This window comes from Bacillus sp. FSL R9-9410 (genome assembly GCF_038050385.1).
Lineage (GTDB): Bacteria > Bacillota > Bacilli > Bacillales > Bacillaceae_G > Bacillus_A > Bacillus_A cereus_U.
In genome coordinates this window covers 42858-64270 of record NZ_JBBOTV010000005.1, presented here as the reverse complement: position 1 = coordinate 64270, position 21413 = coordinate 42858, and the positions used below count along the sequence as shown (strand labels likewise).

The window sequence follows — 21413 nt, the reverse complement described above, 5'->3', positions numbered from 1 at the left end:
TTACACCACTCTTCTCTTGTATAAATACACAAAAAAGTATAATATTATTGATGTTGCATATTCATTATGCTTCAATAAGTGGGCACGCTCTAAAAACAGTGTTAATGTGTGTGTTTTTGGAGATTGAGAATAATTGGAGCTCCAACTCCTTTTATTTTCAGCCCATTTACTATGTACTTGTTTGTAGTTCACATGTTAGATGTTAGCCCAAAAGACCTGCTAAACGATCTATCAAAACAAGATTACACCTTTTTTGACTATCTAGTCAATCTATTATTTCTCAGAAATTGCTACATATAGCCAAAAATAGTATTATACATCTTGAAAAATCCTTAGTTATCAGCACATCAGATGACAGGGATTTTTTTTTGAAGTTTTAAAAATCATTCCACTTATCAAAATAATATACATTGCTAAAACACCAAACGTTTGTTCTTATTTTACCATGTAATTTGTTATTTGTTAACATGAAAATGGAAATATATTGAGATACTGATATTATTATTAAGAAAATACCAAATAATAATAAAATACTGTTTCGCCACACATAATATTTCACCTACGGATCTCTACAAAAGTTCAAAACCTAATTCCACCAATCTCTGTACGATAGTTTGTGAATATTTCACAAACATTTCTCAAATATCGGATTCGATATTTTGGAAATCTCCCATAAAATAGCGAATGCGATTGCCTCTATTGAGACAATCGCATTCCAATTATTTATGTATTACCCCATTCCACCACCGGGATCGGACATTCTTACAAGTAGATGTTGTGTATCTTCTTTAACTATCTGGTTTGGTTGTTCTTTATTGTCAGTAGAAGTGAATACTACTACTGCTATAAATGCAATACTTGTGATTGCCAATAAAATCTTTTTCATTTTACACCACCCTCGTACACTATACCATTTTTAATAAAATCTTCCAATAATTTTTTAGGGAATTTACAATAGAATCTATTGCCAGCACACTCAAATAGCTCAATTGATTTTTCGATTAAAGCTATATCTTTTGTCGCTATTCCCAAGTAACAATATTGCATTGGCGTTAGAAATCCATTTTCATTTTCTAAATTCTTAAGAATAGCTATAGCCTTTTTCTCATTCCCTTTAACAATTTCCAAAAAAGATTCTTCTGCTGGATGATATATTTGTATATTCTCCAACTCTTGTTTATTAACCAGCTTAATATATGCATAAGTATTAAGAACATCTTGTTTTCTTAGTTTTTCTCTTGCAAAAAAATATGGCTCTAATTGTTCCAGAGATTTTTTTATATACCTAGATGCACTAACATAACACTCAAAAGTATAGGACTCAGCAAGATATACGAGCGCTGATGCTCTTAAAAGGGCATAGCATCCATCTTGATCCTTCAATTCCAATATCTCCTGGCATAACCCCCTGGATTTTTCAAGGTTGTCCTGCGTTAAATAGGCATATGCTAGGCATTCTTTAATTCTAGCGAAATAAGATGTTCGAATAAAATCATCTGATATTTCATCAACTTTAGGCATTAACACATCAGCGTATTCAAATAGCGAATTGAACTGCTCTAAATCATACATAGTATAACAAGTTAATATACCGTATAATGCCTTCATTTCTATTGTTTTAATTACTTTACTTCTTTTACGATCTTCAAGTTTTTCTAGTAATTCTTTTCCCTTAATGACACCATTACTTCGCATCCAAACTAATTCATATACATAAGCCCATTCTCTATTCATCGCAAGAGATGACTTTTTTTCTCTATCTACAACTAGTTTTAATAGTTTCAAATCGCCCTTAGCATTTGCATACTCCATAGCAATTCTTAAGTTTTTTTTACTCTTTGTAACAGAGCAAAATTTATATAACATCTCTTGCTTCTTTGCAATGTCATTCTCATACAATATGTTAAGTAATTTGACTAAATTCCAAAAGCTAAATTGACATTTGCCCGTTAAGTTTTTTGAGAACGTTCCTGCAGCAATGTCTATTTCTTTAGCTATTTCCTCTTGCTTTCTCTTTTGAAAATCGATTGTATCAACAAGACTATTTAATAAACTTGCTAATACTTTTTCTACTTCTACTGGTTTTTCATTAGAATTTCGATTTATAGCTATACCCCCTCTGAAACATTGAGACACTTCATCCTTCCCATCTACTAAAACAACATACCATAATAATTATTTACAAGTCTTGTATTTATAGGCAATATGCAAATATGCATGTACAAGTCCTAACATATAAATATAAAGAAATTAAAATGCTGATTAGAAGAATCTTCTGTTCCAGAAAGTACATAATAAAAAAGCCCTAGTAAATTATTACCAGGGCTTTTTTAGATCCTTAATATTATACTCATGTCGATTTTTATATAACAAAAAAATCCTTATTGATCTTCTTTTCTCAATTTCTTTTTCAATTGCTTATTCTCCACATACAAATTCGCTTTTGAATTAAATACCCCATGTTTTATAAACGTGTAAGACTCTTTAAATACTGTAACCTGAGTACCTTTCTTCTCATTAATCATTAGTAAGATCCAATACTTTTCCTCATCAAGTACAACACCTGATAATTCTTTTCCACTTTCAAATACTACAGTAATGGAATCCCCTACTGAAAATGTAAATTCTGTAGGCTTAGAATACCCCTGGTCTCTCATCTCAGCTGTATAGAAATCATTCACTAATAATCCTGGTTCATATTTTTCATGTCTAACATAACTCACTGCACTCTTCATCACAGTAAGATAAGTTCCTTTATCTGTCTCAACATACAAATAAAATGCCCCTTCAGATAATACAGTTACAGGAACCTTAATTCCAATCCCTTTTCCATCTTTAAACATAAAACCTACTTTATCCCCTACTGAAAATACAAAACTTGTGCTTTTATCAATATCATTAGCAGATCGCTCTTCTACTGTTGGTAATTCATCATGCTTTATGTATTTTATCTCAGAAAGATTAACAGTTACCTGGTACTTTTCCTCCCCCTCTGCCACATCAATAACCAAATAATACTTTTCAATACTAGAAACAATCCCTTTAATCAAAGAATCTACTCCAAAAACCTTAATAGATACTTCAGACCCCCTCATAAATACAAAAGAATGTCTGTAACGCCCGTTCTTATCACGATCTATAGAATAATTTTTACTCATAAAACCACCACCAAATATGTAGTGTACGCAATAATTTCACGTACCTTAATGTCTATATAACAACTATATAAATCCCCTAGAACCTAAATAGTATCAGCATAGCGTTATGTAGTTCCAGGGATACGTATCAAAGATATAATTATGTATTGGCAGAGTGGACAATTAGATTCTAACCAGCTGGCAATCCTTCGAATATGCCGTCTTGCACTTCTTTTTCTGTCATAGCGCTATGTGTTTTTACTTGCTGTAGGATGTTACCCATTTGAGGGAATATCTCTTTTAAATAGCTTACATAACTGTCTCTCTTTCTGCCTTTTTCCTGCATTGCAAACGAAATTAACATGCCAATTGTTGATAATCCTGTTTTTGCTGTTTTCCCTTTTCCTTCAACCGTTTTGTGGATTTTATTACTCTTCTTCAGAACAGTGTTTAGTGTACTTCTAGGGATGCTAAGTGCTTCGCATAGTTCTAACTGTGTAAAGTATAACACAGGTTTATTCTTTGAATTCATCGATAAAAAGGCGATAATATCAGCTTCCCACTCATGCCAATGAGAACGAACACGATCTTCACGTTGTTTTTTATGTTTTTTCCAAAATGCTGCTGGCGATCTAAATGCACTTGCTTGTCCAGGAGTTGCATATGTTTGAAGTAAACGATCAATATAATCTTTATGGGCCGCCTGGTATTTCCCTGAATAAGCAGACATAACAATCCCTCTTACTTCGCTATGTTCTAGAGGTTGTTCCAGGTTACTATTAAACTGATCCATCATATCTAGCGTAGATTTAATACTTACTTCACTTTGGAAACACGCTAAAGAAAGGGTGAAAATAGCATTGTTTCGCCCTGCTTTAGTCTGCTTTGGTGCTACATTTGTACAATTGATAACTTGTTTGAACCATAATTCATCAATTTGTTTTGGTTGCTCCACAGGAGCGTTTTTAGAAAAAGGACTCTCAATTACATTGTTCTTTCCTGGAATCGCAAAGAACTCTTTTCCTTTATTGTCGTCCTGTCTCTTACTCCACTCTTGTAGCTCTTTGAATGAATACACATTTTCTTCATGGAACATAAGAAGATTTTCTTCTGAAGGCATTCTAAAGAAACCAAAGTGATTGCATGTTAAGTCCACTTGTGGCAAGTTCTCAGCAAACATTTCTCTTAGATTTTGAGAAATACGTTTTGCTGATTTAATAGAAATATAGTTCTTGTTATTTGTTACATATGTTGCTTTATCTAACACATAATACACTTGATACCCTTTTGTTGTTTTAAGAATCATTGTAGGGACACCAAATCCTTCATTTAACGCAACATCGATAATTGCAGTCATAGGAAATGACTGTGTATCAATATCAATTACAAAGCAATTAATCTGCTGAAGGTTTTTTTCGGTATGGCCAACAATCGTACGAAGACCATTCTCGCTATATGTACCATAATTAAATACATTCGGTGTCCAGTGAGAAGCTTGTCCGACATGATCCAGTACAGCTTCTTCAGATGCTAATACTACACCACGAGTTCCAAAGGGTGCGCTTAAATCTTCTTTTTTACGAGTGATAAAAATAGAACCTTTTTTATTCTTCTTTCCATTCAACACTTTTTGTTCGAATGGTTCTTGTGCGCTTATTACACGTAAACCAGCGTTAGAATTTTTAGGCTTATATTTTCGTAAGCCTTTATGTAGGATCAGTTCAATTGCTTTTTGTACTGTATTCATGTCGGGTCTCCTTTCTACTAGATTTTTAACAACAAAAAAAGGTGAGCAGTTTTAACACTGCTCACCTTTGAAATCCCTAAAATAGTATACAAAAACAGAAAAAAATTACCTACTTAAACATACCAGAAAATGTACTTAAATAGGGCTTTCTATCTTTACAAACTAACTCTAATTAACTATACTAAATAAGAGATATTTCATATCCCAAACAACATAGCTAATTAGAACGGAAGGGATTTACATACTGGTTATGACAGTGTGTAAATTGAATATAAGGTGCCTTCAACATCTTATATTCAACCGGAGTAAAGTTATTGAGAAAGTAACTCTACTCTTTCTGTCAAGTTGAGACCTGAGAAATCTCGATTAGACAGCCGTTCTTTTTTTATTTGTTTTTTTATGTGTATTCGTTCTATATATCTTATAAATTCTTACGAATTTTTTATGTATATTATCAAACTAAATCGAATTGTGTTGAGAAACTTGTTGTATATAACGTACAACAAGTTTTTTTGTTTGTAAATAACTATCTCGATCGTATTATTTCGCTCTATGAAAAAACCAAAATGGTTTTTTATACTTTTATAAATTTATAAATTTATAAAAGTATAAGTTTTTAAATCGAAAACCAGTATAATTTTATATTTTTATAGAATTATAAATTTATAATTCTTCAATATATATAGCTCAAAAACGCTGAAAGTATAGGTTTTTCTTAAAATAAATTTTACTACTTTCATATATTAACAAAAGGAATAATACCATTTTATAAAATTATAATTTTATAAAATTATACTTTACCTGTAGTTGTTTATAGTATAAAATGGAATTATAAACTTATAAAAGTATAAAAAAACTTTTTTAAACGAGGTGTCGGAAAATGTGCAAAGTAATCACAACAGGGAATTTTAAAGGTGGCGTAGGCAAAACTACAAACGCTGTAATGCTAGCTTATACATTTGCAAATCAAGGGAAGAAAACCCTACTAGTAGATTTAGATCCGCAAGCAAACGCCACTGATTTACTATTTAATACGATGAAGAAAGTACACTCTGTAGATCCGAAATTCAAAAAAACATTAGCTATGGCACTTATAGATGCAAATTTACAAAGCGCATTAATTAATGTTTTACCTAACTTAGATTTACTTCCTTCATACGAAGACTTACAAACATACGAAAAGTTTCTTTTTACAAATTTCGAAGATGACTTAACACAAGATACTTATTTCGCAAAACAGCTAAGTACAATAAAAGAGAATTATGATTATATTTTCATTGATGTTCCACCACAATTGAATAAATTCGCAGATAGCGCCCTGGTTGCCAGTGATTATGTAACTGTAATTTTGCAAACCCAGGAAAGATCATTAAAAGGCGCTCAAAAATACATCGAACATGTACTTTCATTAGCTGATGATTACAACCTACCTCTAGAAATAATCGGGGCTTTACCTGTACTAATGCAAAACGGCAATGAAATTGATAAAGATATACTTCAAGAAGCACAAGAGATTTTCGGTAAAGCGAATGTATTTAAAACCATCATTAAACAAATGGCTCGCTTAAAGCGGTTTGACAGAACAGGAATCACTTATAATATGAAAGATATACACGACAAAAATGTACACAATGTATATCAAAACATAGCAAATGAAGTGGAAGAAAGAATTAGTATACTGGAAGGAATGAACTAAACACATGAGCGTGGATGATAACAAAATCGGCTTTAGAAAAGATCGAGAAGAAAAAGAAAGACTAAGAAAAGAACAAGAAGAAAAAGATAGAATAAGAAAAGAACAAGAAAGATTAGAAAGAGAAAAGACAACACAAGGATCAGTTACAATTGAACCTGAAAATAAAGAAAAACAAGATCGCTCTCGCCCTGATAAAATTTTTAAATCTCCTAAGAAGAAAGGTTATTCTGGTGAGTATCCAAAATCATTAAGAGTCTCGTTAGAAACGCACACTGCCATTGCTACAATTGCAACAATGCAAGATATAAATAAATACGAAGCTGTTACTATGATCGTTGAAGAATATATTTCTAATTTATCACCAACACAACAGAAATTAATTAAGAACTCAATAAAACAAGTATTAGAGATACAAAAATTGGGTGGAAAGGTATAAAACAAAAGTTTTATACCTTTATAAAAACACCATTTTATAAAATTATAATTTTATAAATCTATAACTTTATAATTAATGTAAAGGAGTGATAACCATGAGAACCCTTGGTATTATAGGTTTAGTCGTCATAGGTTTAGTATTTTTAAATGTAATTTCTCTACATACAATTGGAACGCTGGCTCTAATAATTTTCTTTATAATAGCAATCGTAATTGGTTCCTACTCCTTATATTATATCGCCCTTAGACTCTTTGCACTATTCACTTCTATCATTGGGATTATCATGGTTATTAGCTTAGCAACTTATGCTGCGACACAGCTCCTGTAATATAAAACCTGGAGGAATTGCTGTGAATATAGAAAATGAATTAGAGATTATCCTACGCTGTAAAAAGCTAATGTCTGAGGCTTTTTCATTTGGGGGAGGTGAACAAATTGAATTTATACAGAAAGGGAATAAGTATATGTACTTCGCAACAACTTCACCATACAAAGAAACTCGTTATTACCGAATAGATGACTTGCTAGATACCTTTCAACTAAAAGGAAGCAAGTGGGAATATTCAATAACAATATAGAACTTTATCAAAAAAAATAAACATATAAAAAGGAGAAATATCAATGAATAACACTCAAAAACATCTACTTAAAGTATCTGATGAAAGTATAGAAATGTTAAAAATCCTAGCACATCCATCACGTATCCGAATTGTATTAACCCTATTGTCTAATAAAATACTTAATGTTGCTGAGATAGTTAATATTCTACAAATGCCACAACCAACTGTTTCACAGCATCTATCTAAAATGAAAGGGAAAATTTTAGGATCTGATAGAAGAGGTTTAGAAGTGTATTATTACATAAGCAATCCTAAAGTCCCACAGATCATTGAAATTTTATCATCTACTGACAAGTAACCCTACTATAAAAGGAGAATTGGAATATGAACGCTGCAAAAGAAAATAAAAAGCCTGTTTCTTTCTTTGATATTTTTTTCGAAAATCATCCTGTCAAAAATGATGTATTTGTTATTGAAGCAAACGATAGATACTTCTTTTTCGAATACGATACTGTAATTGATATGATAAAAACATTCACACCAAAACAGCAAATTTATACGAGAAGACAGCTACAACTATATAATTACTTGAATCAGGATTTAACAATCTGTTTAGTGCAAATCGCATCTGATTATATAAGAAGACTTGTAGGAGAGCAGAATAAAATAGAGTGCAAGATCCTACCCTTACACTCTATCTATAAAAACTAAACGAAAGGAAGTATTACTTACCTTTGCAAAACACCAACTTCATTATACTATTTAAAGAGTTGTTTGTACAAAAAAATGTAGATTTAAAACAAGTCCTAAAAAAAGACACACTCCAGAGAGTGTGTCTTTTTTCATAATGGTAACCCTACCATTATGAAAAAAGTAGAAATTAAAATCAAAAATTTACCTGCTACTTCTACTATTTTACTTTCTTCTAGTAAGCAAACGCTTCCTAGAAAAATTGATAATAACATATTTTCACCTCCTAAATTGAGCTAGCTTGTTTGAAATCTTAAACCCCAATCTCAATTTATTCAGATGGCTATTCACATGTCTCTTATCCATAAAATAGTATATAAATATGATATCAGAAAATAATACATCCCTCTACTATTTCAACCGTCTAGCAATCACATAGATTACAGGAATACTAACAGAATTCCCCGCCTGGCGGTGCAACTCTGCATTTTAGTATTTAACTTCAGTCCATTTAAAGTTAAATTCTCCGCCAAAATCATTCGTTACAAGTCCTTTAATAGAAGAACGTTGTAAGTATGAACGACCCAGTTGATAGAAAGGAGCTACCACACCGTCTTCTAACAAGACTCTCTCTGCTCGTTTCATCGCTTCCCAACGTGCTGTTTCGTCAGCTGCTAGCTCATTTTTCACTTTATGAATTAGATCGTCATATTCCTTATTCGAATACTTATCAAAATTGTATGTACTGTCTGTCGTAAATAAATCTAAAAATGTAATTGGATCAGCAATATCGGGTCCCCAGGCATCTACAGCTATGTCATAATCACTACTTAACAGTAATTTTATTTGTTGTTGACGTGGTTGTGCCTTTATATTCACTGTTAATCCTTCTAAGTTCTTTTCTAATTCACCTTTTAGATATTCTGCATTTTTCTTTGCTATTGCATTATCACTCGTAAGCAATTCTAGTGTTACTTGGTCTTTTCCTAATTCCTGCTTTGCTTTTTCCCAATTCTCTTGTGCTGTTTTCACATCATCCTTTACTAGACTTCCATTCTCTTCACGGAAATCCTTGCCGTCTGGACTCAATGCGAATTTTCCAGGAATCAAACCATAAGCTGGACTAGATCCATTATTTAATAACGTATCTACAAACACTTTTTTATTCATCGCTTCACTTATAGCTAAGCGTACATGTTTATTTTGCAATACTTCATTCTTTTGATTGAATCGTAAGAATTGCACCGTCATTTCTTCTCTTGTATCAAATTCTTTACTGTCTTTATATTTATCAACAAATTCACCTGTTAATCCTACACGATCAATTTGCCCAGATTCATACAAATTCACTTCTGTAGACTTATCTTTTACAATATCAAAATTAATTTCATCTAATTTAACCGTCTTAGCATCCCAATAAGTAGGATTCTTTTTTAGTTGGAAACTTTGTTCATGTTTCCATTTATCTAGCTTAAACGCACCATTATAAATCATATAATTTGTTTCTAAACCATATTGTTTTCCTTGCTCTTCAAAATACCTTTCGTTAATCGGTAAGAACGTTGGAAATGCTGTTAAACTCACAAAATAAGGGACTGGCTGCTCCAAATGGACTTCTAACGTTTTTTTATCAATCGCTTTTACCCCTAATTCATCTACAGATAATTCTTTGCTATTAATTTTTTTTGCATTTTTTATATCAAAGAACAGGAATGCATATTCTGCCGCTGTATCAGGGTTCACAGCACGTTTCCAAGAAAACACAAAATCCTCTGCGGTCACTGGCGTTCCATTTGACCATTTCGCATCCTCTCTGAGATGGAATGTGTATGTTTTTTTATCTTCGCTCACATCATATATTTTTGCCACACCAGGAATCGGTTTATTACCCTCTCCAAGCGTATATAATCCCTCAAACACGTTACGCATAACATTCATTGATTCTCCATCAGTCGCCCTTGTTACATCCATTGTTGGAATCTCTGCTATATACGGTAAATGAATGGATTGTTTTATTTCATTCTTGTCATTTGCCTTTGCTGTATTTGTTTTCTCTTTTTCCCCACTACTACAAGCTGTTAGTAGAAGGCCAGCCCCTAAAACCGAAGCCCCAACCGGTATAATTTTTTTAAACATCTTGCTTTCTTCCCTTCTAAATGTGTGGTTCATATCATTAGTTTATCTAAATATTGAATTTTAAAGTATGTAAGAAGAGAGCTTTCCTTTCTCTAAATGTATTCAGACACCTTATCTCATTATATATAAACTATAAACCTCTTATTGATTTTGCCATTAAAACGTAGCACTCTAAAGATTATTGTGTCAATCACTAAAATCTATTCAAACTACGGTATGTGAAATTATTGATAACGCTATATAAAATTATATAACAATTAAACGAAAACAAAAATGATTGTAGCAAATAAATGCTACAATCTCTTCCTGTAATATTTCTTTATCACTACAATTTATTCAGCAGACTTTCCATCAATTATAGCTTTGTATTTTTTAGCTTGTTTTAGTGTCCAAATAGGCGTCGAAGCGAGGGTTTGAATTGGTTCAGGTAGTAATGGTCTTACTTTTTTCCCACCTCGTTGTCGAGAATACTTTGTGCTTAAACGAGCTTTATCCCAGCCAAGTATCTCAGCAAATTCTTTTAAACCAACGAGAGGGGGAATTACTCCCCCAATCCATCACTCCATTTTTGGTAAAATCCACCACCAACATTTTCAAGTACATCGTCATCCTCTTGAGGGGGTACTCCGTACCAATATGCCGTTGTGATAACTTCGCCATCTAAAGTTTCGATTGTGATTTTTTCTTGAGTGTAGGCAATACCTTCTTTGGCAACTTCCTTTGCTTCGTTTAAATCATTAACTTCAATTTCTTCTGTGACACCAGTATGATAGTTTACGATGAATTTTTCCATTTATAACATCTCCTTTAAAAGTGATAACTTTGTAAACACTTTTTCGGAAGAGACAATGAAAATATTTTTATGAGTAAATGTCACAGTACGATTATTAAACGATTTTATTATCATTTTTAAACAACTATATTATTTTTTAATCATCTTTATTATTTGTAGACAACTGGCACCATTCTATAGCCAGCAACACCAAACATAGTTCTAATATTAGAATAGGGATATAAACTTATAAGATTATAAATTTATACTTTTATATTTTTATAATCTTATAAGTTTATAAAAATATAAAAATGGTAATCTTCTCCCCCTTCTATCTGAATCCCTATTATAAAGCAATTTAGAGTACATTCATGATTGAATGTACTCATTTCCAAAACCTCCACGAAAACTTCTTTTTTAACCTCGCTGCCGCTACTTCTTCCTGTGCTGATACAATAGTACGTTTCGCATCTTGAATTTCTCTAATCACTCTCATAAGGTTTTCATCTCTTTGCTCTAACCTTTTTTCTATCCTTTCTTCACCTTCCTTCCTATCTTTCATATCATCTTCAATTAGCTTATTCCTTTGATCTATACGATCGCCTAGTCTCTTCTCCATTTCTAACAAGTTCGCTTGCTGCACCTTATTAATTTCTTCTATCATAGCGCTATATTGTTGTTGAAATTGATACTGCATTTGATAAGGTATTGCATCTGTCCCCTGGCTTTCTTCCTTCTTATTATCGATTCCAAATTGCTTTACAATCATTTTTGCTGCTTTTTCTAAGGTCATACCATCCTGCTTACTCAACTCTACTAACTTTTCAATAAGTAACACATCAAACTCTGTATATTCTCTTCTTCCTCGACTATTCTTTTTTGCATCATATCCTTCACGCTCAAGAATATCTGAATACTTTCTAAGCGTGCTGCCGCTCACTCCTAAACGATTATAAACCTCATTAGCGGTGTATACTATCTCCATTTCTGCCATAGCGCTACGCCACCTCCTATAAGAAAAATTCCATAAATGAGGACTAATACCTTTAATAATCAATCGACGAAGCTCGTACTGTCTTTGCTGATTTTTGTCGTTCAAATACCATCAATATGATTTCACCATGTTTTTCTCCGGCATAACTTTACTTCATAAATAATATTTATAAACCTCTTCATAAAGAACATAAGTTCGTATATAATAAGAACGTAAGTTCTTTGTATATTAAGGAGGAATACAAGATGTATGACTATTCCCATTTACCGAATCGTATTGTTATGTGTATAGATCTTGTCAGCTACTACGCTTCAGTAAGTAGCATCAAAATGGGGTATGACCCTTTAAAAACAAAATTAGCTGTCGTAGGAGATGTGAAACGCCCAGGTTCAGTTGTTTTAGCAGCTACACCTCCGCTTAAAAAATTAGGCGAAGAACAGGGAAGGAAATATAAACGCTTATATGAGATTCCCAAAAGACCTGATATTCTTATTGTTAATCCAATGATGGAAACGTATATAAAATGTTCCAATTATATTTCAAAGTTAGCCCTGCAATATGTAGCACCTTCTGATTTTTTTCAGATGAGCATCGACGAATTCCTAATGGATATGACCGCTAGTCTTCACTTATTTTCAAATGACCCTTATGAATTCGCATATAAATTCCAGCAAGAAATTTATCAAAAATCTCGCATTACATGTGCAGTAGGAATTGGAGTATCACCTTTAATGAGTAAGTTATGTCTTGACTTATCGTCTAAAAAACATCCAAACAGAATTGATAGTTGGACTTATACAGATGTACAAACAAAATTATGGCCAGTTCGTCCATTAAGTAAATTCTATGGAATCTCGTCTAAAACAGAAGAAAAATTACAACGAAAAGGTATACATACAATTGAAGATTTAGCTCATTATCCACTTAAATATCTCAAGCAAACCTTCGGATCTGTCATAGGAACGGAACTCCATTTACACAGCTGGGGTATAGATTATAGCCGCATTTCTGAGAGACATATTCCTAAATCAACTTCAATAGCGAAAAGCCAGGTGTTAATGCGTGATTATCATATCCAGGAGGTTCCAATTATTCTTTTGGAACAGATTGAAGAAGTTTGCTATCGAATGAGGACACAAAATAAACTAGCAAGGACTGTCCAATTGTCAGTAGGATATAGCAAAGACTATTCAGGCGGTATTCGGAAATCAATTAGTTTGCAAAGACCAACTGGTTTAACGATGGAAATATATATTATTTGCTTGAAGTATTTAGTACAAATGCATACAGGAGAACCAATACGGAGCATAAGCGTTACTTTGACTAATTTAGTAGAAGAAGGGGAAGATCAACTGTCCCTCTTTGATGATGTAAATAAACGAGAACAACAAGTGAAATTAACAAAAGCCTTAGATGAAATACGTACTCGTTTTGGGAAAAACAGCATTTTAAGAGCGGTATCTTATACGCCAGAAGGGACTTCAAAATTCCGAAATAGTTTATTGGGAGGACATCGAGCATGAATCATACAAATATACCAAGAGGACGAGGCATGGTAAAGTTCAGTCCATTTTCTGCAATGCCTGAACAATTTGAGGGGATTAAACAGATTATTAAAGAACAATTAAAGGTAGAAAAGCCAGTGTTAGACGAGCAACAAATAGAAGAAATAGGTAGAACATTAAATGAAGCGATACATACAAAGCAAGAAGTAAATCTATGGTACTACAAAGATGGCTGTATATATCATGAAATAATGGATATCCAAAAGATTGACCTGCATAAAAAAACAATAATCACTACCGATGCATTCCGTTTTCGAAATAACTTTGACCTGGATGACATTGTTGATTGTAAATTACATAATTAATATCAAAAAGGAGAATACAGTATGAATGTTATTCATTTTGAACAAGCAAGAATAAGAAAAACGAACGTACTACAAATCACGACAAAGATACCTATCGTTGAACGAATTTATAAAGTGGGTGGAGAAGTAAAGTTTGATGTATCTGGTGAAAAGGAATTACCTAAAACATTACTAGAAAAAGATGTCACTTAAGAATAAGCCGTATTATATTTAAGTGCTGATAAAACAACTGAATTTTAAAGATAGATAACAACAATAAAGTTATTTGATTTTAAATCCTCAAACACGCATAACCCTGTCCTAATTTTAGGACAGGGCTTAAAATAAAGTTGTTTAATCTTTAATGAAAAACACTTTACCGAACTAAAAAACAACAATATTTCAAACGGGACAATGATGAGGGAACTTTTTTATTTTCTATTTTCTCTTCTAATAGAGTTTGGAAGCATCACATCAATTTCCTTCTCCGAAAAAGTCTGTTCTTCTTCAGTTTTTAATACCTTTTGTGCTTCCTTATAGCTTTTAGCATCTGTTCTTGGTGATTGATCATAGATTTCCGCTGTCCTATTTTGTAAATCATCTCTTCGTTTTATTATTTCTGACGCTTCAAGTAAATCAAAATCTGTGAGTAACGAAACATATTCTTCTCTTATTCTCCATAATGCATCAGCAGCCTTCTGATGCGCTTGAGCTGTTTCGACCAATTCGAAATCTTTGGTATAGGCATTTAGTATCAACAGCGTCACAGAAATAACAGCCCCTACAAAACCTGCAAGTGCCTCACTAAATAAAATAGTTATTAAGAAACTTCCTGTGGTTAAAGCTGATAATGCAATCTGCCAAAATTTGATATTATTATTTTTTGATAAAAGTCGTTGAATCATTTTATTATGGCAAGTAAATGTATAAACTACACGCCCATAGGCTTCCCTAATCTGTGATTCCAACTTATAACCGTGACTAATTGGGGAATTTCGTTCCATAAATTTCCCTCCATTTTTGTTTAGCTGAGTAAGGACGATTTTTTGTTTCATGCTCAATGGCTTCTAGAGAAAGATTATACGCTGTAGATGCTTTAGTTTGAAAATTACCATCCTTCCAAACGTAACGATTACTACCTGGCGCTAACCAGTACGTTTTAGTTTTATCTATATCCTTAAGAAACTTAAAAAAGTCTCTACTCATATAGTCATAATAAAGATATGATTTATCTTTATACGCCCATTCATTAATGAATCTATAGGCTAGGGTATCTATTAAAACCCCACTCATTGGAACATTACATTTGGCTTTCCATGCTCGTGCCATTCTGCATAGTCTTTTTAAATTTTTGTTTGCATCGCTATTTCGAATATCCATAGCACTAATTTCGTTCCTTGGATCAGTGATTTTCCATGTCCCGCCATTGTTAGTATCTGGATATGTATAACTGTCATTTTTATTAATAAAGGAGGGTACTATTTCAAAATTGATTCCATCCGTAAAATTAATTCCTATGACTTGCCCATCACCTTTTAAATGCGAAGTGCTGTATGTTTTTTGTAACGTAGCTTTTACATCTTGCAATAAAGCAGACTGACCATTGCTACTATAATTATCATATTTTGTATATATATGATAAGGCAATTGAACAATCATATCAATATCGCTAGTCCATATTTCAGTACCTCGACCATAAGACCCTACATATAAACTATGAGCTGTCTCAGATGTACTATCCCAGTAATTTATATTAATTCGTTTGGTTATTTGCTTGTAGCGATACTGTATATTACTAACGGTAACACTGCTCATTCTTAGATTAGAACAAAATGTAGAAAAATAATCACTTACCGGCATAATTTATCCCCCACTTAATAAACTCATTATAAATATTGTAAAATAAAACTATAAACCTTTCAATTCCACTGGCGGTGATATGCTGAAAATTATGACTGGCTATATTTAAACAACTTTATTAATTGTCAAACTTTTCTTAAATAACTAAGATTATCTTACGATTGAATCTTGTTCTCCAATTCTTGGATTCTCTTTTCTAACTTTTTGTTTTTTTCCATCTCTTGATAAACAAGTAAAAAAGATAAACTCCCCATACACAAAGCAAGCCATTCCATATTCGCACCCCCAAACTATACAATGATGCATTAAACGAGAAATAGCCTAAGAGTCGAGGGTATTTCCCTTCCGTCTTAGGCTATTAGAATAGGATTTAAAGGTGTGTCCTTTCCCTCGCTATTCCACACTCTGAATATTCGCTACAACGTTGTTATAGGATATATTAATCCTTTTAAATAAGAATGTCAAATTTTGTCGCTTTGAAAGAGTGTTTTGTAAACAGGTTAATCAAAATAAATTCTTTTCTTTTTCAATGAACTTTCAAATTTTGTTATTTTTAGGGAAAAGTACATTCATTGCTTCTACTGTTATAATCCATTCACCACGTTCATTATTTTCGTGTTTATAATACTTTAATTTCCCTTCATTAATTAGCATTTCATATACATTACTATCTTTTATTCTCTTCAATTTCATACGTAAAGCATCTTGTTTAATCCCCCACCGCTTACTAGCCTCTTTCGGTGTCATAATTTCGTCTAATGTAAACAGCAATTCCAAACACCCCATCCGTTACTTATAAGTAACGACTTATTACACCACACGTTACTTACAAGTAACATTTAAGGCATCAATTCTGCAAGTGTAATACTTCCTGGTTTCTTATAATAGAAAGACGGAACTAGAGAAGAATAAACAGGTCTACCCTTCTTCAAATTTTTATCACGATACACTTTAAACCAATACACGATCGGATATTCTCTCGGTAACAATACTTCGCCTGAATATCTCGTTTCCAACATTTCATTTATCCTAAAATCAGAATTTTCAACCTCAGGTGTTTGTAACACATTAGCTTGCGCACTAGGAATATGCTCACAAACCAAAGACTCATCTCTACTATCTAACATAAGTGAAAACGAATCATGCGTAGTACCAAAAAGTCTACAAATCATAGGTCTTTTATTATATACCAAACAACTCCCTTTGCTATCATCTAACATTGGACAAGAAAACGGGAATCTCTCCGTTTTTGAATAGAGATTAACATCTTTAAAAGCTGCATCTTGTTGTAAAGTTACATCTTCTTCTAACCTATTATATAAATCAGGATTACTTATTCTCAGTACCTCTAAATCTTCCAGAGATTTTTCAAATATTCTCTCGGCAAATTCTAAACCAATATTGCGTAATTCTTCTAATAATATTTCAAATTCCAACATAGAAATGGAGAATACATCATAACAACAGTTATAGCATCCTTTCCCGCATGGGTGGTTCTCAAACCCTTTATGAATATCCCTATATTCTGAAATGATATTGTCTATTTCAAAATACTTTTCATACAGATTAGCAACGTAACTTTCCTGTTCTACATTTGAATGACACTTTTTCTGTTTTTTGCCACTCCCACAAAAACATACATCATTTCTTCCCAATTTATCTTCCTCCTCATTTTTTAAAAATTCAGGATTAAACTTTACTATAATTTTTCTATCAAATAACTCCATGCCCCTGAAAAAAAACCAACTGTTTCTTTCACCCTTATTACCAAAACTCTCCCCCATCCCTCATTTACTTTAAAGTGATACCAATCTCCATCCTGGTATAGATATTCTTTAACCTTATATCCTTCATCTTCTAAATAATCTTTAATTCTATCCTTCTTGCTACTAAACATCAAAACCCCTCTTTCAATTCAAATAATTCATTCTATTAAAATTATAATATACGCATTCATACAAGTTCAATGAACAAAATGTTAAATTTTACATATCTATCCCCTTCCAAAAGGTATACCTTTCCGTACACAGGCAAAAACAATAAATTAATCATTCCAAAAGGTCTATTTTATAATTTCAGTACATTCTATAAATACACAATACCTTTCGGTACACTTTTTGGTATAATAGTAATCAAATAGATTCAAAAAACAAAAGATTCTTTTTTTAGGAAGGTTGCAATCATTATGACTACTAAGAAGTTTGGATATGTTCGTGTATCAAGTAAGGATCAGAACGAAGAACGGCAAATTGTAAATATGAAAAATATCGGAATTGACGAACGAGATATTTTTATCGATAAGAAAACAGGAAGTAATATGGATAGAGAATACTATCAAACAATGAAACGTATGGCTCGCACAGGTGATACGATAGTATTCGATTCATTGACAAGGCTTGGAAGAACTATGAATGATGTTTTAGATGAATTTAAATATTATGAGGAGCAAAAAATAAATTTACAGTTTTTAAATGAATCTTTTATAAACGTAACGTATAACGGCGACGCTACAAATGATGTCATTCAAAGAGCAATCCAAAAGGCAACTACAACTATTCTATCTGCCTTTGCCGAAAAAGAACGTCATGATATTAAAAAACGTCAAGCTGAAGGAATTGCTCTAGCGAAAGCTAAAGGGAAACATTTAGGTAGACCCCAAACTGAAATTACACAAGAATTTAAAGAAGCTTATAAAGAATGGAAAGAAGGGGAAATCACAGCAAGAACCGCTATGAAAAAATCCAATCTTCCTAGTACTACATTCTACAGCGTAGTTAAAAGATATGAAGATACAAAATGATTGCAGCATTATTAATAGAAGAAATTAGAAAAGCGAGATTAGAGGTCACTCAAAATTTACTGGAATAGGTGATTAAATATATGTCCAATACAATTTCAGAAAAAACAACGCAAGACTTTTCCAATTTTTTATTAGAAAGAGGAAGAAAAGCTTCAACAATCAAAAGGTACTTATATGATGTAAAACACTTTTTATCCTGGTTAGAAAATACTGATCGGGTCATTGATGAAAATATATGGGAATCCCTAAACAAAAGAGACTTTAAAGATTTTTTCCATTATCTAAAAGAAGAACGTCACTATTCAGATAAAACTATACACCGTATTTATATTGCCCTGAATCGACTTTATGAGTCATTGGATTTACCTAGTCCGATAGAAAGTGTAATACAAATAGAACAACCAGACCGTTCATTAAGAGATAAAGACTTTATATCTTCTAAAGAAGAAAAACGTCTAAAAGAAGTCGTTTCTTCCTTAGAGGGGCTAACTGAAAAACAGAGAACTACACGCCCGATGATCTTAGAACGAAATGTTTCTATCGTTACATTACTCCTTGACTACGGATTATCTTTACAGGAACTCGTTTCTTTGCAAATGAAACATGTTCATTTTGAAAGTACCACGTTATCTATTCCTGAAGACTCAAAAATAAATCGTACCATCCATTTGAAAGAAGAAGACAAATTACATTTATATGATTATTATAAAACCATTCCTGAGCCTGTTCGTCCTAAGTATCACAGCAGCGATCCATTATTTGTTGCATTCGATTTCACTCGTGGCACATATCATTGGAGCTATGATGATGATGCACCTAAAAACTTAACCGAAATATCTATACAAAAGATGATACGATTAGAAGTGAAACGTGCTAATCTTCGAAAGGGAATTTCTTCCCAACATTTTCGGAACACCTTTGTTTTAAGGAAAATCAAACAGAGAAACACCCCTGAACAAATCATGCAGCAAATCGGATTTAAATCTTACTTATCCTTAGAAAGATATTACGATTACTATAAGAAAACCAAAGTGAATACAGATTAGAAACAATTACTTAATGTGTAATTTTTATATACCTACGGATTTTTGATTATTTAAAGGAGGAACAAAGGATTCACATGAGAAAAAGCGAGGAATTTTATTATATACACGAATATACCTTACGAGATCGAACAACCACTAAATCTATCAAAATTGAACCCTGGCGCTCATTAAAAGAAGAAATGCGAGTCCTGGGCATAAAAGACAGTGACATCTTTCAAATTCAAATGATAAAAAAAGATCCCAACAAATAGCCTATAACAAAAGAGACCTCAAAAATGAGGTCTCTTTTGTTTGTATTAATTAAAAATGATCAGCATGTGAATATTGTATAATTTCTTCTTTTTTCAGAGCATGTTGTGTATCACCTTCACTATTTAAACCAACCACTAATGTTATTACTAATCCTAGCGTTGCTAACACAATTTTCTTCATCATTTCAGTGCCCCTTTACTTAGTAATTTTTGTTTTGCTTCGTGGCATACATCAAAATAATCACTAACTTTTTCATGCTCATTTAATTTACGGAATCTTACAGCTAATACTTCTGCATATTCTTCTACGAAGTCCCATAAATCCTGTTTTTTGAAGTAAAAAATACCTTTTTTCACTTCTTCTTCTACGAGTTCAATTGATTCATTTTCATTAAGAGAACGTAGAATATTGAAATGATATAGATACTCTTCATTTCCTACTTCTTCACAAACTGTTAACCCTTTATTAATTAGTTCTTGTGCAGTATTTGTTTCTTCTAACTTATAATGCTCACGTGCTTGCAAGAATAATGCTTTAAAATGAGTTGGAATTTTCTCTGTCACTTCTGATAAATGACGAATTGCTAATTTAGATAATTTTTGTGTTGCATATAACAATCCCAAATTATTTCTTACTACTAAAATTAATTTTTCTTCATTATATTTTTGTAAAATATCAATCGATCGATTCAAATGTTCTTCAGCTTTTTCAAATTGTTTTAAGAATATACAGGCTGTTCCTAACGTGTTTTCACAAGAGGCAACTTTCACTTCATATCCAGCGTGTTTTTCGAAGATTTCTTTTGCTTTATTTGCGTATTCAATCGATGTTAGCATATTAGAAATATGATGATGTAACACAGCATACTTCTGATTAAACTCCGCATGCTCTAATTCATCAGAAACATGTTCTAATAACCTTTCAGCTTCTTCATATTGTCTTCTAGCTTCATTGTAGTTACTAAACATCAAAGCATGTTCTGCTTTAAAAGAATGATAATAATAAGCTGTGAGTGTATCTGTTGTTTCATCAATAGTATCAATTGCATCAAAGCTATCTTTTCGAATGCTTACTCGATCAGTTAGTAATCTGTATTTGAAATCTAGCAAAGAATAATATAATAATAAGTTTTGATTTTGTTTCTCTTCTTCTTTTGCATGCTTAATGTATTCTATTTTCTTATCTATTTCTTTTTTCAATTCAGTTGCTTTTATCAATTGCTGTGCTAACATCATTTGATAAAAATCGTTGAGTTGTTGCATAATTACTTCATGCGTGAAAACACCTGTGCTCATTTCACTACGTCCTCCTCAAACATCTATATTTTTCTAAATATTACCATAATTCATTAAATTATATAAGGATACTAGTCTCTCTGTAAATTGATAAATAAATTACAGAATATTCACACCACTTAAAGTGAAGGTATTTCTAAATA

At 32.2% G+C, this 21413-nt stretch carries 26 protein-coding genes; 11 read left to right on the top strand and 15 right to left on the bottom strand.

Annotation, left to right across the window (positions count from 1 at the left end):
* Positions 1–730: 730 nt before the first annotated feature.
* From MKX77_RS30360 to MKX77_RS30345, 4 genes are all read right to left on the bottom strand, one after another.
* Positions 731–886 carry a hypothetical protein gene (locus MKX77_RS30360; RefSeq protein ID WP_341308728.1) on the bottom strand — a complete coding sequence of 52 codons (156 nt, stop codon included), beginning with the start codon at positions 884–886 and terminating at the stop codon, positions 731–733.
* Positions 883–2136 (bottom strand): AimR family lysis-lysogeny pheromone receptor, encoded by a 1254-nt coding sequence (locus MKX77_RS30355; RefSeq protein ID WP_445819135.1) that lies wholly within the window; start codon positions 2134–2136, stop codon positions 883–885. The genes MKX77_RS30360 and MKX77_RS30355 overlap by 4 nt, the downstream gene beginning before the upstream one ends.
* Before the next feature lie 245 nt (positions 2137–2381).
* Positions 2382–3158 carry a hypothetical protein gene (locus tag MKX77_RS30350; protein ID WP_341308727.1) on the bottom strand — a complete coding sequence of 259 codons (777 nt, stop codon included), beginning with the start codon at positions 3156–3158 and terminating at the stop codon, positions 2382–2384.
* Positions 3159–3327: 169 nt separating this feature from the next.
* Positions 3328–4884, bottom strand: coding sequence for a primase C-terminal domain-containing protein (locus MKX77_RS30345; RefSeq protein WP_341308726.1), 1557 nt, complete (start codon positions 4882–4884; stop codon positions 3328–3330).
* 880 nt (positions 4885–5764) lie between these two features.
* On the opposite strand from MKX77_RS30345, the gene MKX77_RS30340 reads away from it, so the two are divergent.
* From MKX77_RS30340 to MKX77_RS30315, 6 genes are all read left to right on the top strand, one after another.
* A complete protein-coding gene (locus MKX77_RS30340) occupies positions 5765–6580 on the top strand; it encodes a ParA family protein (RefSeq protein WP_341308725.1) in 816 nt (271 codons plus the stop codon).
* 4 nt (positions 6581–6584) lie between these two features.
* Complete coding sequence (locus MKX77_RS30335) at positions 6585–7016, top strand: hypothetical protein (protein WP_341308724.1); 432 nt, start codon at positions 6585–6587, stop codon at positions 7014–7016.
* 94 nt (positions 7017–7110) lie between these two features.
* The gene (locus tag MKX77_RS30330; protein WP_341308723.1) at positions 7111–7344 is read left to right on the top strand and encodes a hypothetical protein; all 234 of its coding nucleotides are present in this window, start codon (positions 7111–7113) and stop codon (positions 7342–7344) included.
* A gap of 22 nt (positions 7345–7366) precedes the next feature.
* Positions 7367–7594 (top strand): hypothetical protein, encoded by a 228-nt coding sequence (locus tag MKX77_RS30325; protein WP_341308722.1) that lies wholly within the window; start codon positions 7367–7369, stop codon positions 7592–7594.
* A gap of 43 nt (positions 7595–7637) precedes the next feature.
* The gene (locus MKX77_RS30320) at positions 7638–7934 is read left to right on the top strand and encodes an ArsR/SmtB family transcription factor (RefSeq protein WP_341308721.1); all 297 of its coding nucleotides are present in this window, start codon (positions 7638–7640) and stop codon (positions 7932–7934) included.
* Between the two features lie 26 nt (positions 7935–7960).
* Complete coding sequence (locus MKX77_RS30315) at positions 7961–8287, top strand: hypothetical protein (RefSeq protein WP_341308720.1); 327 nt, start codon at positions 7961–7963, stop codon at positions 8285–8287.
* A 131-nt stretch (positions 8288–8418) separates the two neighbouring features.
* Here the strand turns inward: MKX77_RS30315 and MKX77_RS30310 are convergent, their stop codons facing one another.
* The 4 genes from MKX77_RS30310 to MKX77_RS30295 all read right to left on the bottom strand — a co-directional run bounded on the left by MKX77_RS30310 (position 8419) and on the right by MKX77_RS30295 (position 12168).
* Entirely contained in the window at positions 8419–8541 is a 123-nt protein-coding gene (locus MKX77_RS30310; protein ID WP_341308719.1) for a hypothetical protein, read from the bottom strand.
* Positions 8542–8755: 214 nt separating this feature from the next.
* On the bottom strand, positions 8756–10402 hold the full coding sequence (locus tag MKX77_RS30305) for a peptide ABC transporter substrate-binding protein (RefSeq protein WP_341308718.1): 1647 nt from the start codon (positions 10400–10402) through the stop codon (positions 8756–8758).
* Positions 10403–10943: 541 nt separating this feature from the next.
* Positions 10944–11195, bottom strand: coding sequence for a hypothetical protein (locus MKX77_RS30300; protein ID WP_341308717.1), 252 nt, complete (start codon positions 11193–11195; stop codon positions 10944–10946).
* A 364-nt stretch (positions 11196–11559) separates the two neighbouring features.
* Positions 11560–12168, bottom strand: coding sequence for a DUF3967 domain-containing protein (locus MKX77_RS30295; RefSeq protein ID WP_341308716.1), 609 nt, complete (start codon positions 12166–12168; stop codon positions 11560–11562).
* A 245-nt stretch (positions 12169–12413) separates the two neighbouring features.
* On the opposite strand from MKX77_RS30295, the gene MKX77_RS30290 reads away from it, so the two are divergent.
* Genes MKX77_RS30290 through MKX77_RS30280 form a run of 3 tightly spaced genes read left to right on the top strand, consistent with a single transcriptional unit; the run spans position 12414 to position 14230 of the window.
* Positions 12414–13691: a Y-family DNA polymerase gene (locus MKX77_RS30290; RefSeq protein ID WP_341308715.1), complete on the top strand. Its 1278-nt coding sequence runs from the start codon at positions 12414–12416 to the stop codon at positions 13689–13691.
* Positions 13688–14038: a YolD-like family protein gene (locus MKX77_RS30285; protein ID WP_341308714.1), complete on the top strand. Its 351-nt coding sequence runs from the start codon at positions 13688–13690 to the stop codon at positions 14036–14038. The genes MKX77_RS30290 and MKX77_RS30285 overlap by 4 nt, the downstream gene beginning before the upstream one ends.
* A gap of 21 nt (positions 14039–14059) precedes the next feature.
* Positions 14060–14230 (top strand): hypothetical protein, encoded by a 171-nt coding sequence (locus MKX77_RS30280; RefSeq protein WP_341308713.1) that lies wholly within the window; start codon positions 14060–14062, stop codon positions 14228–14230.
* 218 nt (positions 14231–14448) lie between these two features.
* On the opposite strand, the gene MKX77_RS30275 is transcribed toward MKX77_RS30280, so the two are convergent.
* The 5 genes from MKX77_RS30275 to MKX77_RS30255 form a co-directional block, all read right to left on the bottom strand.
* Positions 14449–15021 carry an SLATT domain-containing protein gene (locus MKX77_RS30275; protein WP_341308712.1) on the bottom strand — a complete coding sequence of 191 codons (573 nt, stop codon included), beginning with the start codon at positions 15019–15021 and terminating at the stop codon, positions 14449–14451.
* Entirely contained in the window at positions 14999–15877 is an 879-nt protein-coding gene (locus MKX77_RS30270; RefSeq protein ID WP_341308711.1) for an SMODS domain-containing nucleotidyltransferase, read from the bottom strand. The genes MKX77_RS30275 and MKX77_RS30270 overlap by 23 nt, the downstream gene beginning before the upstream one ends.
* A 537-nt stretch (positions 15878–16414) precedes the next feature.
* Positions 16415–16648 carry a helix-turn-helix domain-containing protein gene (locus tag MKX77_RS30265; protein WP_341308710.1) on the bottom strand — a complete coding sequence of 78 codons (234 nt, stop codon included), beginning with the start codon at positions 16646–16648 and terminating at the stop codon, positions 16415–16417.
* Between the two features lie 68 nt (positions 16649–16716).
* Positions 16717–17604, bottom strand: coding sequence for a YkgJ family cysteine cluster protein (locus MKX77_RS30260; protein ID WP_341308709.1), 888 nt, complete (start codon positions 17602–17604; stop codon positions 16717–16719).
* Positions 17577–17774, bottom strand: coding sequence for a hypothetical protein (locus tag MKX77_RS30255; RefSeq protein ID WP_341308708.1), 198 nt, complete (start codon positions 17772–17774; stop codon positions 17577–17579). Before MKX77_RS30255 ends, MKX77_RS30260 begins: the two co-directional genes overlap by 28 nt.
* A gap of 288 nt (positions 17775–18062) precedes the next feature.
* On the opposite strand from MKX77_RS30255, the gene MKX77_RS30250 reads away from it, so the two are divergent.
* Both MKX77_RS30250 and MKX77_RS30245 read left to right on the top strand, forming a co-directional pair.
* A complete protein-coding gene (locus tag MKX77_RS30250) occupies positions 18063–18677 on the top strand; it encodes a recombinase family protein (RefSeq protein WP_341308707.1) in 615 nt (204 codons plus the stop codon).
* A gap of 80 nt (positions 18678–18757) precedes the next feature.
* Positions 18758–19723, top strand: coding sequence for a tyrosine-type recombinase/integrase (locus tag MKX77_RS30245; RefSeq protein WP_341308706.1), 966 nt, complete (start codon positions 18758–18760; stop codon positions 19721–19723).
* A 300-nt stretch (positions 19724–20023) separates the two neighbouring features.
* Here MKX77_RS30245 and MKX77_RS30240 read toward each other — a convergent pair whose 3' ends face one another.
* Together MKX77_RS30240 and MKX77_RS30235 are read right to left on the bottom strand one after the other, a co-directional pair.
* Positions 20024–20158 carry a hypothetical protein gene (locus tag MKX77_RS30240; protein WP_286097038.1) on the bottom strand — a complete coding sequence of 45 codons (135 nt, stop codon included), beginning with the start codon at positions 20156–20158 and terminating at the stop codon, positions 20024–20026.
* Positions 20155–21270, bottom strand: coding sequence for a tetratricopeptide repeat protein (locus MKX77_RS30235; protein ID WP_341308705.1), 1116 nt, complete (start codon positions 21268–21270; stop codon positions 20155–20157). Before MKX77_RS30235 ends, MKX77_RS30240 begins: the two co-directional genes overlap by 4 nt.
* Positions 21271–21413 lie beyond the last annotated feature (143 nt).